The 13,206-nt window shown below is 64.7% G+C and carries 18 protein-coding genes and 1 tRNA gene; 10 read left to right on the plus strand and 9 right to left on the minus strand.

The window, feature by feature from the left end:
- The first annotated feature begins 22 nt into the window (after positions 1–22).
- Positions 23–520 (plus strand): YceD family protein, encoded by a 498-nt coding sequence (locus GRI59_RS00520; RefSeq protein ID WP_160759263.1) that lies wholly within the window; start codon positions 23–25, stop codon positions 518–520.
- Positions 521–579: 59 nt separating this feature from the next.
- Here GRI59_RS00520 and GRI59_RS00525 read toward each other — a convergent pair whose 3' ends face one another.
- The 5 genes from GRI59_RS00525 to GRI59_RS00545 form a co-directional block, all read right to left on the minus strand.
- Positions 580–795, minus strand: a complete 216-nt coding sequence (locus GRI59_RS00525) for a helix-turn-helix domain-containing protein (RefSeq protein WP_160759264.1) — start codon at positions 793–795, stop codon at positions 580–582.
- A complete protein-coding gene (locus GRI59_RS00530) occupies positions 792–1,187 on the minus strand; it encodes a cytochrome d ubiquinol oxidase subunit II (RefSeq protein ID WP_160759265.1) in 396 nt (131 codons plus the stop codon). The genes GRI59_RS00525 and GRI59_RS00530 overlap by 4 nt, the downstream gene beginning before the upstream one ends.
- Before the next feature lie 143 nt (positions 1,188–1,330).
- Positions 1,331–1,891 (minus strand): single-stranded DNA-binding protein, encoded by a 561-nt coding sequence (ssb, locus tag GRI59_RS00535; protein ID WP_160759266.1) that lies wholly within the window; start codon positions 1,889–1,891, stop codon positions 1,331–1,333.
- Positions 1,892–2,058: 167 nt separating this feature from the next.
- The gene (locus GRI59_RS00540) at positions 2,059–2,730 is read right to left on the minus strand and encodes a COQ9 family protein (protein ID WP_160759267.1); all 672 of its coding nucleotides are present in this window, start codon (positions 2,728–2,730) and stop codon (positions 2,059–2,061) included.
- Between the two features lies 1 nt (position 2,731).
- Positions 2,732–3,295, minus strand: coding sequence for an ankyrin repeat domain-containing protein (locus tag GRI59_RS00545; RefSeq protein ID WP_337190206.1), 564 nt, complete (start codon positions 3,293–3,295; stop codon positions 2,732–2,734).
- Between the two features lie 186 nt (positions 3,296–3,481).
- Between GRI59_RS00545 and GRI59_RS00550 the strand changes: the two genes are divergently transcribed.
- From GRI59_RS00550 to GRI59_RS00575, 6 genes are read left to right on the plus strand one after another with little or no spacing between them, the layout of a single operon-like run.
- Complete coding sequence (locus GRI59_RS00550; RefSeq protein WP_160759268.1) at positions 3,482–4,087, plus strand: SCO family protein; 606 nt, start codon at positions 3,482–3,484, stop codon at positions 4,085–4,087.
- Positions 4,075–4,554 carry a YcgN family cysteine cluster protein gene (locus GRI59_RS00555; protein WP_160759269.1) on the plus strand — a complete coding sequence of 160 codons (480 nt, stop codon included), beginning with the start codon at positions 4,075–4,077 and terminating at the stop codon, positions 4,552–4,554. Before GRI59_RS00550 ends, GRI59_RS00555 begins: the two co-directional genes overlap by 13 nt.
- Complete coding sequence (locus tag GRI59_RS00560) at positions 4,551–5,285, plus strand: M48 family metallopeptidase (RefSeq protein ID WP_160759270.1); 735 nt, start codon at positions 4,551–4,553, stop codon at positions 5,283–5,285. Before GRI59_RS00555 ends, GRI59_RS00560 begins: the two co-directional genes overlap by 4 nt.
- Before the next feature lie 46 nt (positions 5,286–5,331).
- Positions 5,332–5,790, plus strand: a complete 459-nt coding sequence (locus GRI59_RS00565; protein ID WP_160759271.1) for a hypothetical protein — start codon at positions 5,332–5,334, stop codon at positions 5,788–5,790.
- A 32-nt stretch (positions 5,791–5,822) separates the two neighbouring features.
- Entirely contained in the window at positions 5,823–6,776 is a 954-nt protein-coding gene (gene ribD, locus GRI59_RS00570; RefSeq protein ID WP_183363562.1) for a bifunctional diaminohydroxyphosphoribosylaminopyrimidine deaminase/5-amino-6-(5-phosphoribosylamino)uracil reductase RibD, read from the plus strand.
- 10 nt (positions 6,777–6,786) lie between these two features.
- Positions 6,787–7,410 (plus strand): riboflavin synthase, encoded by a 624-nt coding sequence (locus GRI59_RS00575; RefSeq protein ID WP_160759272.1) that lies wholly within the window; start codon positions 6,787–6,789, stop codon positions 7,408–7,410.
- 14 nt (positions 7,411–7,424) lie between these two features.
- Here GRI59_RS00575 and GRI59_RS00580 read toward each other — a convergent pair whose 3' ends face one another.
- From GRI59_RS00580 to GRI59_RS00595, 4 genes are all read right to left on the minus strand, one after another.
- Positions 7,425–7,823 (minus strand): BLUF domain-containing protein, encoded by a 399-nt coding sequence (locus GRI59_RS00580; RefSeq protein ID WP_337190240.1) that lies wholly within the window; start codon positions 7,821–7,823, stop codon positions 7,425–7,427.
- Between the two features lie 98 nt (positions 7,824–7,921).
- Positions 7,922–8,476: a GNAT family N-acetyltransferase gene (locus tag GRI59_RS00585; RefSeq protein WP_160759274.1), complete on the minus strand. Its 555-nt coding sequence runs from the start codon at positions 8,474–8,476 to the stop codon at positions 7,922–7,924.
- 10 nt (positions 8,477–8,486) lie between these two features.
- Positions 8,487–9,662: an amino acid aminotransferase gene (locus GRI59_RS00590; RefSeq protein WP_160760357.1), complete on the minus strand. Its 1,176-nt coding sequence runs from the start codon at positions 9,660–9,662 to the stop codon at positions 8,487–8,489.
- A 39-nt stretch (positions 9,663–9,701) separates the two neighbouring features.
- Entirely contained in the window at positions 9,702–10,526 is an 825-nt protein-coding gene (locus tag GRI59_RS00595) for a DUF1134 domain-containing protein (protein WP_160760358.1), read from the minus strand.
- Between the two features lie 276 nt (positions 10,527–10,802).
- Here GRI59_RS00595 and GRI59_RS00600 point away from each other — a divergent pair.
- The 3 genes from GRI59_RS00600 (at position 10,803) to GRI59_RS00610 (ending at position 13,206) form a co-directional block, all read left to right on the plus strand.
- A tRNA-Ser gene (locus tag GRI59_RS00600) sits at positions 10,803–10,893 on the plus strand.
- 139 nt (positions 10,894–11,032) lie between these two features.
- Entirely contained in the window at positions 11,033–12,184 is a 1,152-nt protein-coding gene (locus tag GRI59_RS00605) for a tyrosine-type recombinase/integrase (protein ID WP_160759275.1), read from the plus strand.
- A 29-nt stretch (positions 12,185–12,213) separates the two neighbouring features.
- The gene (locus GRI59_RS00610; protein WP_160759276.1) at positions 12,214–13,206 is read left to right on the plus strand and encodes a hypothetical protein; all 993 of its coding nucleotides are present in this window, start codon (positions 12,214–12,216) and stop codon (positions 13,204–13,206) included.

Consider the following 13,206-nt stretch of genomic DNA (forward strand, 5'->3'; position numbering starts at 1 on the left):
TCCTCCGTCGGAACTCACCCGCATGATCAAGGCCCGCCCTTTGCCGGGTGGGGCAGTGGTGGTTGAGGCTACTCCCGAAGAACGCGCTGCGCTGGCGGTACGCTTCGGGCTGGGCGCGGTGGAAAGCCTGCGGGCTGAGATGCGGCTGGAGCAGAAGCCACGGGCGATTAGGGTGACCGGGCGTTTGAAGGCAGCGATCATGCAGCCCTGCGCGATTTCGACCGAGCCTTTCCCTGTCGCGATTGATGAGCCGGTCGACCTCAGATTTGTCGAGGACAATGCTCGCCCCGCGGCTGAGGGGGACGAAATCGAGCTTGAAGCGGATGATTGCGACGAGATCGAATACTCAGGCGACATGTTCGATCTGGGCGAAGCGGTCGCGCAGACGCTGGGCCTCGCCATCGATCCTTACGCCGAAGGGCCGAACGCCGAAGCGGTGCGGGCTGCGGCGGGGATTGTGAAAGAAGGCGAACAGGACGGGCCGCTGGCGGCGATGCTGGCGGGGTTGAAGCGGGATTGATCGCCACAGTTTCGCGGACAACACGCTGTCCAGAATGCGCCTTCGGGGGGCTGGAGGGGTCAAACCCCAGTGCCGGTAGCCTTCCACGGGTTCAGGAACAGCGTTTCCACCGGCACATCGAAAAAGGCCGCCATGCGATAGGCCATCGGCAGCGATGGGTCATATTTATCGGCCTCGATGGCGATGATCGTCTGGCGCGAGATCTCTAGTCGATCTGCCAGTTCCGCCTGATTGAGGCCTTGCGCCTTACGCAGCTCGCGCAGGCAGTTTTTCACTCCGATTGCCCCCGGCCGCGCAGACGCCAGACCAGCCAGACGATGAAGAACCCGCCGACCTGGGCGAAAAACAGGTAGGTTGCCCCAAGGCTGAGGTCGCTGTGGCGACCGAAGAACACAGCAAGATAGACCAGCATCGCGAGTGCGCCGAAGGTGCCGCCCCAGTACCAGCTGATAAGCTGGCCCTGCTGTTGCAGATCGTCGGTATTGCGCCACCACAGCCAGCCTGCGGCCATTACCAACCCGCAGACCCCGAGCAGCAGCGGGAACAGCAGAGCAGCATTCCCGCTCGCCCCGCCCGCGGGAACGGTCTTGCCGATGATGACCCCCGCGAGTGCCGACGCGCCGAACGCCAAAGCGCACAGCATCCAGTATTTCGTCCGGTGCGACATGACCTCTTCTCCTTTGACCACACTTAATGTCGAGATGTTTTTACATTTGGCGTAAAAATGTCAAAAGGTTTTTACGTAGAGCTTACAGAAAAGGCCCCGCAATCGCTTGCGGGGCCTTTTCGGGTGTGTTGGTGCCGCAGGGCTCAGAACGGAATGTCGTCGTCCAGATCGTCGTAGCCGCCACCGCTGCCGCCCGAAGGGCCGCCGCCGAAGCCGCCACCCGATCCGCCGCTGCTGCCGCCGCCCTGATCCCAGCCGCCACCGCCGCCAGCACTGCCGCCGCCATAGCTTCCGCCGCCCGACCGGCCACCGCCGCCGCTGCCGCCACCCATGCCGCCGCCAGCGCCGCCCTGCGGGCCATCAAGCATGGTCAGTGTGCCGCCGAGGCCCTGGATCACGATTTCGGTGCTGTAGCGGTCCTGACCGTTCTGGTCCTGCCACTTGCGGGTCTGGAGCTTGCCTTCGACGAAGACCTTGCTGCCCTTCTTGAGGTAGCGCTCCACCACGCTGACGAGGCCTTCGGAAAAGATCGCGACCGTGTGCCACTCGGTCTTTTCCTTGCGCTCACCCGTGGCCTTGTCTTTCCACTGTTCCGACGTCGCAATCCGCAGGTTGGCGACCTTGCCGCCATTCTGGAAGCTGCGGATCTCCGGGTCCGCGCCCAGATTGCCGATCAGCATGACCTTGTTGAGCGAACCCGCCATCGAAATACCCTTCCCATCAATGTCTTGATCCTGCGGGCGCAAGATGCGCCGCGAATCCGAGTCAGGCAATAGGCAAGGTTTGCCCCCAGCGCGAGGCGGGGTCTCGGTGTAATCCACCAGTTCGGACGCGTTACTGTCCGCCTACCGCTTCCGCTGCTTGAGGCGGGTTACCGCGCCGGGTACCTCAGCCGCCCGAGGAACCGCGTCAGGCTCGGCAGTTCGCGGTCTTTGCCGAGGAACTGCGCCTTGACCTTTTCGAACTTCATCACGCCGTCGATCCGCCGTTCGAGGAAGGCGTGGGTATCGGCCTTGCCGTCGCTGTCATCGTTCACGAACACGGCGAGCGTCGCCGAGTAGATCCCCGCAAGGATCGCGCGCTTGGTGTAATGGTTGTAATCGGTCGCGGTATCACCCGCGAGCCGCCACATGATGTCGGCCGAGCGCCAGCCCAGCCGCAGCGAGCGGCGCGCGTTCTGCGGCTGCGCCATCACGGCGAGTGCGCGGCGCACGGCTTCATCAATATGCGCGACCGCCTCCAGCCGGAAAGCGACCAGCGAGCGAATACGTTCGCGGATCTTGAGCGTGGCGAGGCGTTCCTGCGGCCATTCGGCCTCCATCGCCTGATCGACGCTCGTGATCCACGCTTCGACCATGTCCATCGGCTTGCTGCCCGGGAAGGCCAACTTCGCCACATCGACATCGCACCCGGCCATCTCGGCCGCGGCGACCAACGCGGTTTCGTTCCACCCGTCAAAGATCGCGGACGCCGCAATGTCGGGCGCCAGCGCCACGCGCAGCTCGTCGAGCGTAAGGTCGGCAAAATCAACTGTCTGGGTCATGTCAGAAGGAAGGCCCGTAATTCTTTTTGGTTCCCGATTCGGCGCGCTTCGCATCGGCATTGGCGAATTCCTGCTTGAGCAGCGAGTTGCTGCTCATCAGCTCCATATAGTCCCGCGCCGAACGGCCCGAATTGTCGTTGTGATCCGGGTCCGCGCCCTTTTCCAGCAACAGCCGCACCATCGCGACATTGCGCGCATGGACCGCCGAGATCAGCGGCGTCTCACCCGTCTGGTCGGAGACATTGACGCTCGCCCCGCCCTTGATCAGCGCCTCGACCCCGTCGGTAAAGCTGAGCGAAGTTGCCAGCTGGAGCGGGGTGATGCCCTTCTTGTTGCGGATGTTCGGATCAGCGCCGCGTTGCAGCAGGAACCGGACCCACAAGACGTCGCTGCGGGCCACCACGATATGCAGCCCGGTATCGCCGCTGGTGATATCGCGGGTGTTGACGATCTGGGTGCCCGGCTTGCTGAGCATGTCGGTCGCCTCGTCACCCTTGCGATCCTTGACCGCTTCGAGAAACTTGTACCCTTCCGACTGGAACTGCGCCGCGGCCGGCACCGTCACAGCGGCGGCAAGCAACAGCAGGATAGCACTGGCAATCCCCCGGCGAGGCCCTAATTTGCGCAAAACATCGAAGGCCACGGTTTGATCCTTTCGCATTACCTGTCACACATCTTGTGTGTGCCCGGGCGCGGGGCAGACCCGTTGGCCTGTCAACGGCGCCCTTCGCAAGCGACCAGTTAGCAGAGCATGAACCAGATCAACAAGCCTTCCCCCATCCTTGCCCTGCTGATTGCAGGCGCGCTGTCGCTTGCCGGGTGCGGCGCCGCCGGGCCAGTCGAGGAACCGCCGCTGGCCGGCGCTGCGATCGGCGGCGATTTCGCGCTCTCCAACAGTGCGGGCCAGACCGTGCGCTGGGGCGATTTTGCGGGCAAATATCGCATCGTCTATTTCGGCTATGCCTTCTGCCCCGATGTCTGCCCCACCGATATGCAGCGCGTCGCCCAAGGGCTGAAGGTGCTGAAGGGACAGGATCCGGCCAAGGCGGCGATGATCACTCCGCTTTTCATCACCATCGATCCCGAACGTGACACGCAAAAGGTGGTCGGCGAATTTGCCGCCGCCTTCTCTCCCGACATCATCGGCCTGACCGGCACGCCCGAACAGATCGCCGCCGCTGCCAAGGCGTTCAAGGTTTACTATGCCAAAGGCGAGCCGGTCGAAGGCGGCGGCTATCTCGTCGATCACACCAACATCACCTACCTGTTCGGCCCCGATGGCGAGCCACTGGCCACTCTGCCGACCGACAAGGGCGCCGATGCCATTGCGGCGGAACTGGACCGATGGGTGAAGTGAGAGACCGCTTCTGGGAGCTGCCGCTGGGCGAGCTGACCCGGCCCGAATGGGAAGCGCTGTGCGATGGCTGTGGGCGCTGCTGCCTGCACAAGATCGAGGACGAGGATACGGGCGAAATCCTCGACACCAACATCGCTTGCCGGTTGCTGGACACCCAGACCGCGCAATGCAGCGACTATCGCAACCGCAAGGCCTTCGTCCCTGACTGCCTGCGGCTGACTTTGCGGATCGTGGAGCAGGTAAGCTGGCTGCCTTCGACCTGCGCCTACCGCCTGCGCGCCGATGATCGGCCGCTGCCGGGCTGGCACTATCTCCTTTCAGGGGACCGTGATGCAGTGCGCCGCGCCGGGGTTTCGGTGGTCGGCCGGGTGGTGAGCGAGGTGGACGCAGGGCCGCTCGAACATCACATCACCGAGTGGCCCGCCCCGCGCCATTGGCCTGCCCGCGACGAGGACGCGGGCCTATGATCGACTGGTTGCGCGGCGCCTCGACCCAACGGACGCTTGATCCCGCGATCGACCTTGGCGGCCAGCGCCTGCCGATCGTCTTGAAGCGGCTGCACAATGCGCGGCGGCTGACCTTGCGGCTGGCGCCCGATGGCAGCGAGGTGCGCATCAGCCTGCCCGCCTGGGCGCAGGCGCGCGAGGCGATTGCCTTTGCCCATTCGCGCAAGGGCTGGCTGGCTGACCAGCTCGCCAAGCTGCCCGCCCGCACCGCGCCGGAACCCGGGGGCGAGGTGCGCTATCGCGGGGCTTCGCTCAAGGTGGCGTGGGACGCCCGCGCGCCGCGTCGTCCGGCGGTCGAGGAAGACGCGCTGCGGATCGGCGGGCCCGAAACCGGGCTGGAACTGCGCATCCGCCGCTGGCTGGAGGCTGAAGCCCTGCGCCTCGCCGAAGCGGATATGCACGATTACTGCGCCGCCGCCGGACTTGATCCGGTGCCGATGGGCCTCACCCGCGCTCAGCGTCGCTGGGGCTCATGCTCGGACAAGAGTCGCATCCGGATCAATTGGCGGCTGGTGCAGGCTCCCGATTTCGTCCGCCGCTCGGTGGTCGCGCACGAGGTCGCGCATCTGGTCCACTTCGACCACAGCCCGGCCTTTCACGCGCTGCTGGCCCGCATCTTCGAAGGCGAGATCGCCAGCGCCGACCGCTGGCTGAAGGAACACGGGCGCGGGCTTTATGCCAGCTTCGGCTGACGCGAAGCATTTGGCGTTCGCGCCCGCTGCCCCTATATTGCGCGCCATGTTCTCCAAGTCCTTCTCCAAGTCGCGCTTCAATCCCGCATCCGGCTTTGCGGATTTCTGGAACGAGATCCGGCGCCCGCAGCCCTATCGTCTGCCGATTCTGGCGCTATCGATCCTGCCGGTCGCCGGGATGTTCTATTGGGGCATGAACAGCACGGTCTATGGCGAGCCGGAGCGGCCCAAGGTGACCTACATCACCACGCTCGACCCGGCCCGCACCGATGCGGAGATCGCAGCCGAGAACCTCGCCAATCAGGAAGTGAGAGACCTGCGCGCCGCTGAGGAAGCGCGGATCGCCGAGGCGAAGCGCAACATGTACAAGGCGCTCGGCGCTGCCGCAGGCATGGATGTCGAGGAAATCGAGCGCAAGGCTGAGGCCGAACGGGCAGCCGAAGCTGCCGCCGCCGCGTCCCCGACGCCTGCACCCAGCCCTGCCAGCGAAAGCGCCGCACAATAGCTGCGAGCCTGATCCCGAGCGATCACGACTGGATGGCCGCCACCGCGCGGCTGGCTGCTCGCGCGCGCCCGCTCGCTCGTCCCAATCCTGGTGTGGCCGCTTTGGTGGTGCAACACGGCCGCGTCATCGCGCGAGGCTGGACGCAGGCGGGCGGACGCCCTCATGCCGAGGCGATGGGATTGGCGGGCCTCGCCCCCGCTGCGCTGGCCGAAGCGACGCTCTACGTCACGCTTGAGCCTTGCGCGCATGAATCGGCGCGCGGCCCGTCCTGTGCCGACCTGATCCTTGCCGCGCGGCCTGCGCGCGTGGTGATCGGTCAGCTCGACCCCGACCCGCGCACCTCTGGCGCGGGAATTGCGCGGTTGCAGACGGCGGGGATCGAAACGCGGCTGCTGGACGACCCGGCCTCCGCCGCCAGCCTTGTCGGGTTCCTCACCCGCCAGCGCGCAGGCCGCCCGTGGGTGACGCTGAAGCTGGCGATATCGCTCGATGGCTGCATCGCGCTCGCCGACGGGACGAGCCAGTGGATCACCGGTGAGACCGCTCGCGCCCACGTCCACGCCCAGCGCGCGCGGCATGATGCGATTCTGGTCGGCGGCGGGACATGGCGCGCCGACGCGCCGCGCCTCGATGTGCGCCTGCCGGGCCTCGAAACACGCTCGCCTCAACGGGTGGTGCTGACCCGCGGAGCCGCACCTGACGGCGTAACAGCGATCTCTTCGCCCGAAGCCATCGCTGGCCTTGATAGCGTGCTCCACCTCTATGTCGAAGGCGGGGCCGAGACGGCAGCGGCCTTCCTCGCTGCCGATCTGGTCGACGAATTGCACCTCTACACCGCACCGATCCTGATCGGCGATGGCCGCCGCAGCCTTGGCGCCCTGGGGCTAGCGAGCCTCGCCGACGCGCATGGCCGCTGGCACCTGCATGAGCGCCGCCAGCTTGGCAGCGACCAATTCACCGCCTATCTGCGGTCACGAAACTCATAAGGACACCAGCATGTTCACCGGCATCGTCACCGCCATCGGCACCATCGCCGCCGCCGAGCTGCGCGGCGATCTGCGGCTCAAGATCACCGCCCCGCTCGATCCTGCTCGGATCGACATCGGCGCGTCGATCGCCTGTTCGGGCGTGTGCCTGACTGTGGTGGAACGCGGCGGCACGGCGGGCGATGCGTGGTTCGATGTCGATCTGTCGGGCGAGACCGTCAGCCGCACGGTGCCCGGCATGTGGAACGCCGGTGCGCTCCTCAACCTCGAACCCTCGCTCCGGCTCGGGGACGAGCTCGGCGGCCATATCGTCACCGGCCATGTCGATTCGGTTGGCGAGGTGGTGAAGGTCTCGCAAGACGGCGGCAGTTGGCGGATCGCGATCCGCGCGCGGGCCGATATGTCGCCCTTCATTGCGGAAAAGGGCTCGATCACGGTCAATGGCGTGTCGCTGACCGTCAACGACGTGCGCGACCGGCCTGATGGCGCATGCGATTTCCTGCTCAACATCATCCCTCACACCGCCGCAGTCACGACGCTTGGCACGCTGGCCGAGGGCGACCGGGTCAATCTCGAGATCGATGTGCTGGCACGCTACCTCAAGCGGATGCAGAGCCTCGCCGCAGCGCGGTAAGCGGCGGGCGGGAATCAGCCTGGATTGGCAGCGGCAAGCCGGACAAACGGCGCGCGCAGTTCTTCGGGGCTGGCTGTCTCAAGCGCGCCCTTGGCCACATCCTGCGCCGACCAGAACTGCGATGGCGCAGTATCGTCGAGCATCGCCCAGTTGGGAAACAACCGTTCGCCCATCGCTTCGGACAGCAGCAACCGCACATCGAAATGGCGATCATCCGCCTCAATCTGCGCATAGAGCGCGTCGATCGCCTCGCCCGGCCCCTCGATCAGCTGGAGATAGAGATCATGCCGGCAGACCAGCGCCCCAGTGATACCGAGGCGCGGATTGTTGCGCCGCGCGGCTGACAGAATACCCGCCAGCATGGCAGTATCGAAGCCGAATGGCTGCGAGCGATAAATCAGGCGCTTTTCGATAAGGGGCTCCCACGGCCAGTGTTGGCGGGGAGACTACGCCAAAGCGGGTTCGGGCGATAGCGGGGTGTTTGCCCGTTCGCCGCAATCCCAGACCACCGCTACGCCTTGCGTGCCAGCGGCCCCTGCGCGAACCGCTCGCGCGTGATGATATAGGTCAGATGCGGGATGACCTTGCCGCCTGCCATAATCCGCTCCTCGCGGCGGTTTGTCAGTTTAGCGCCGATCTTTTCCAGCGCGCGGCGCGAGCGGGTGTTGCTCTCGCCCACGAGGAAGCGCACCTCCGCCACGCTCCCCAGCGCATGAGCCAGCATCAGCCGCTTCATTTCGTGGTTGTGCACCCCGCCCCAGACCGCGCGCGCCAGAAACGTCCAGCCGATCTCGACCGAACCGCCGCCTGCTTCCTCAAGGCCCTGATAGCGCGAGGAACCGATCACCGCGCCGCTCGCCGCATCAATCGCTATCAGCGCGCCCTTGTTGGCCAGCGCGTCATCGAAGAACGCCCGGAACACCGGTTCCTGCCAACGATCATGCGCCGGGTGCTGCTCCCAGATCAGCGGGTCGGACGCGACCGCGAACAGCGCGTCCCAGTCATGGCTGCGCAAGGGCCGCAGCCGGACATGCTCGCCTTCGAGCACCGGCTGACGGTCAAGCACGCCGGCGCCCTCAGGCCGCCACCGCCGCGAGGGCAGCGATGAACTTGGGCAGGTTGCCCGGCGTCAGCCCGGCAATGTTGATCCGGCCCGATGCGGCCATGTAGGTGCCGTGCTCCTCACGCAAGGTGGCGACTTCATCCTTGGTGACGGGGAGCATCGAGAACAGGCCGTTCTGGTGCGCCAGCGGCGTCAGGTCGATCCGGCCCGCCGTGCCCGCCTGGGCGAGCGCATCGCGCACGCCGCGCATCCGGGCGCGCATATCGTCAAGCTCGGCCAGCCATTGTGCGGTCATGTCGGGATCGCGCAGGATGATCCGTACCGCCGCGCCGCCGTGGTCAGGCGGCATCGACCAGCCGGCACGGGCCAGCGCATTGGCGTTGGAGAAGGCGGTGTCGAGCGCGCCCTGCTCCTTCGCCAGCACGTAGAACGCGCCGACGCGGTCACGGTACTGGCCGAAGTTCTTGTCACAGCTGTAGGCGATGAAGGCTTCCGGCACGGCAGCGAGCACGGCGCGCATCCCGGCGGCGTCTTCCTCCATCCCATGACCGAGGCCCTGATAGGCGGAATCGATGATCGGGAAGGTGCCGCTGGCCGCAAAGGCTGTGGCGATCGCGGCCCATTGCTCAGCGGTGTAATCGATCCCGGTCGGGTTGTGGCAGCAGGCGTGCAGCAGCACCGCTTCGTCCGCGCTCGCCCCGTTGATCGCGGCGAGCACCGCATCGAGGTTTGCCGTGCCATCGGGGTTGGCGTGATCGAAGGGCGCCAGCTCCATGCCAAGATCAGCGAGGATCTGCGCGTGGTTGGGCCAGCTCGGCACGCCCATGTGGACGCGCTTCACGCCGGCCTTCAACGCCAGAGCGAGGGCAAGGCGCACCGCGCCGGTGCCGCCCGGGGTCTGCATCCCGCTGATGCGCCCGCCCATCGTCGGGTCAGCGCCGAAGATATAGGGCATCAGCGCATTGACGAAGCCCATGTCGCCTTCGGGGCCGAGGTAGGACTTGCTGTCCTGCGTATCGACCAGCACCTGTTCTGCCGTCTTGATCGCGGCAAACACCGGGGTCGCGCCAGTTTCAGTGCGGTACACACCAACGCCAAGGTCGATCTTGTCCTCACGCGGATCGGCAGCGTGGAGGCGGATCAGGGCGAGAAGGGCGTCGGGCGCCTGCGGGCTGAGTCGGTCAAGCATCATGCTGCGCGCAATGGCGCGCAACACGCATCATCGCAATCAGAAAGGCGACCACTTCTGTTCCTTGGAGAACTTCATATAGCCCGCATTGACCCCAAGCCGCAGCCCCGCACCAACGCGAATGGGGATCAGCACGACATCGCCGCGCCGCAGATAGCTGGCATTGAGGCCGCCGACGAAATAGGCCTGCCCCTCACCTGCCGGGAAGCGCTTGTAGAGGTCTTCGGTGTCGTACAGATTGTAGACCAGCACGAAGGTATTGGCGGCATTGGCACCGACATCAAAGCCAATCGAAGGCCCGGTCCAATAGACCTGCTGCGTGCCTTCGATCTTGTGGTGCAACGTGCCCGAGCCATAGCGCGCGCCGACGATGAACGCCCCGCCCGCTTCACGCCCGACGATGTAGCCATTGGGCTCGCCTTGCTTCTTGAGCAAATCCTCGATCAGCTTGGCGAGGCCTTCCGCGCCCTTGCCGAACACGCCTTCCGCAGCGCCGATCAGGTCATCTTCGCCGTAGGTCTCGCCAGTGGCCTGCGCAGCGGTGGTGACAGGGGCCACGCTCTGATCAGGCAAAGGAGCCGTCGCATCGGCGGGCGCAGCGGCATAGGTGCCGAACTCGTTGTCGAACGCCGGATCGGCCGGAGCCGAGTCAACCGGCGCGGACTGTGCTTCCGGCGCGGCCAGATCGCCATCAATCCCGCCCGCACTCGCGCCATTCTGCGCGCTGTAGGCGGCATCCGGATCAAAGGTCTCAAGATCCTGCGCGGCTGCCGGTCCCGTCAATGTCAGCGCGGCCAAGGCGCCGAGCGCCAACCCCGCAATCCGGCGACCAAAGTCTGGGAAACGGGCGGTCATCATCCTCATCATGCAGCCTTTCGCAGCGACGTGTCAGCCCCGGATTATTGCGCAGTTAGCAGAATCGCTTCCCGCACATGACGCAACCGCTCGTCGCCGGAGCGAATCGGATTTGCGACGAGCCGTTAACCACTGCGCGGCAAAGGCTGAACGCCCGCCGAACCAGCCCTTCACCCCCGGCTCCAGCAGTCCGCGCAAGGCGGCAGGGGGCTTTTTTGTCCAAGCCACCTTGCCGCTGCCCGTCAGGCTGACTATAGGCCCGCCTTCACAGCCTTGCTGCTGTCCGGAGACGTGGGTGAGTGGCTGAAACCAGTTCCCTGCTAAGGAACCGTACTCTATCCGGGTACCGAGGGTTCGAATCCCTCCGTCTCCGCCAACAGCCCCTTTCTGGCTGTTTCGCCCCGCTTCAAAATGAACCAAAAACAACGCCTTAGGGCGTCCCCTGTGTTTCGGGCTATTGCATTCCGATGCGATTCGTTGCAATCTCGTGTGGGTAAGGATGTGGGGAAGGAAAAATGGGCAATCTCACCGCTAACATGCTCCGGGGATCGCTTAAGCCCGGACGTCATCACGACGGCGATGGGCTGTTCCTGAACGTCACCCCGACCGGTGCCCGTTCATGGATCTGCCGAGTCCAAAAAAGTGGCCGCCGCAGGGATATCGGACTCGGCAGCGCGAAGAAAGTGAGTCTCGCCCAGGCCCGGCAACGGGCAGCCGAAGTCCGCTCGCAGGTAGAGGCAGGGATCGACCCCGTGCTTCAGCGGAAGAAGGCCGAAGGCATCCCGACCTTCCGGGAGGCTGCCGCCGCCGTCTATGCCGAGAACAAAAAGACCTGGAAGAACAAGAAGCACCGGGGTCAGTGGCTGACATCGCTTCAGACCTACGCTTTTCCGAAGATTGGCGACGTCGCTGTCAGCGACATCGAGAGTTCGCACGTCCGCGATGTGCTGATCGCAATATGGCTCGAAAAGAATGAGACCGCGCGTCGGGTGCGTCAGCGGATAGGGATGGTGATCGATTGGGCTATCGCGAAGAACTATCGCGCGCACCCGTTGCCGATGAATGCGATCAATAAGTCGCTTCCAAAAGTGCGCAATCGCCAGAATCACCTCGCGGCCTTGCACTATTCCAAGGTCGCAGCTTTCGTAGGAAAGCTCCGCGAACGTGAGAGCATCGGGCGCCTCGCTTTCGAGTTCCTGATCCTCACAGCGGCCCGCTCCGGCGAAGTGCGCGGAGCGCTCTGGTCGGAGATCGATCTCACGGAGCGCACGTGGACGATCCCCGCCGAGCGCATGAAAGCCGACGTGGAGCACGTCGTTCCCTTGTCCGACGCCGCGCTGGGCGTGTTGAGGCGGGCGCGCGTTCACAAGGAAGATGACAACGACCTCGTGTTTCCGGGCACACGCCACGGCAAGCCAATGTCGGATATGACCCTGACGAAGATCTGCCGCGACGCGGAGATCGATGCTGTCCCGCACGGTTTCCGCAGCAGCTTTCGTGACTGGGTATCGGAAGAGACCGATTTTGACCGCGATGTTGCCGAGATGGCTCTGGCGCACACAATAGCGAACCCAGTTGAAGCGGCTTATCGGCGCGGAAAACTCTTGCAAAAGCGGCGCAAGCTGATGGATCTTTGGGCTGAATATTGTGCTGTAACGAGGACCTGAAGCAGGAGGGGCCCGTGGACCAATCATCGATGGCCACGTTCGATTTGAGAACAGGCGAGGAGCGCTTCCCCACACTGTGGTCCGCCCTGCTTCAAGAGCACGGTGAAGATCCCCAAAAGACCCCCGAAGCGGTCCTTGGCATCGCATTTCTTGAGCGGCTCGATCCTGAGCAAGGCGAGTGGACGTGGCTCTATGTGGGCAAATGGGCCAGTGCTGGTCTGTCGGTGTTCGCCGCCGCCCTCTCGGTTCTAGCAATGGTCGGAGACGGCAATCCCGTCCTGTGGCTGTATCTGGCGGCCCTGACTGGCGCGGCCGCGTGGGAATGTGACAGGCGGCTGCGCAAACCGAGCCACCGAGAGCTTCAGGCACGCTTACGGACATCTGAGCAGCATAAGTGGTTCGTTCGCCTCGAAACCTGCCGCACAAAGTTCGAAGCGGGCAAAGGCAGCGCCATGCGCCAACGTGGTGACGGCGCGTCCGTCATCGCGAAGGAAAAATTTGCAGGACTCAACGGCCTGCGATTGATCGTCCGCAGCGGCGCGATTGACGCCCGTGCGAAGGCGCAGGAATTGTTCGTCGAGGTGCCCAGGGTGGTCTTGAACGAGCGGGTGGGAAAGCGCGACACCATTGCCTCGCCGATGCCACAGGCTCACGGTGACGAGCATGATTTGGGCCTCAGCATTGTCCCTGTTGCACCGATCCGCGAAACCGACCACCCCTTTACCGGCATCGCGGAAGTCGCATTCACCCGAGCTCTGAATACGTACCTCGAGGCCGCGCCGAAATCGGTGAGCGAAAAGGACCAGTTCCGCTATGTAAACCTGGAAACGTGGAAAATCGTTCAGGGGGATCCTTGCCTCCAGACCGGTCAGATCGCCGCCAGGGTCAGGGAAGGCGCCGAGAAGCGCGGTCGTCACATAGACTACACCGACGACGTGCTCGGGAAAATCGTCGGCAGGTCAGCCAGTGGCACCTATGGGGCCTTTAAAGCCTTCCTGATCAAGCAAGGTCTGGTCCGGTAA

It is taken from the genome of Erythrobacter ramosus, assembly GCF_009828055.1.
In the GTDB taxonomy this organism is placed as follows: domain Bacteria; phylum Pseudomonadota; class Alphaproteobacteria; order Sphingomonadales; family Sphingomonadaceae; genus Erythrobacter; species Erythrobacter ramosus.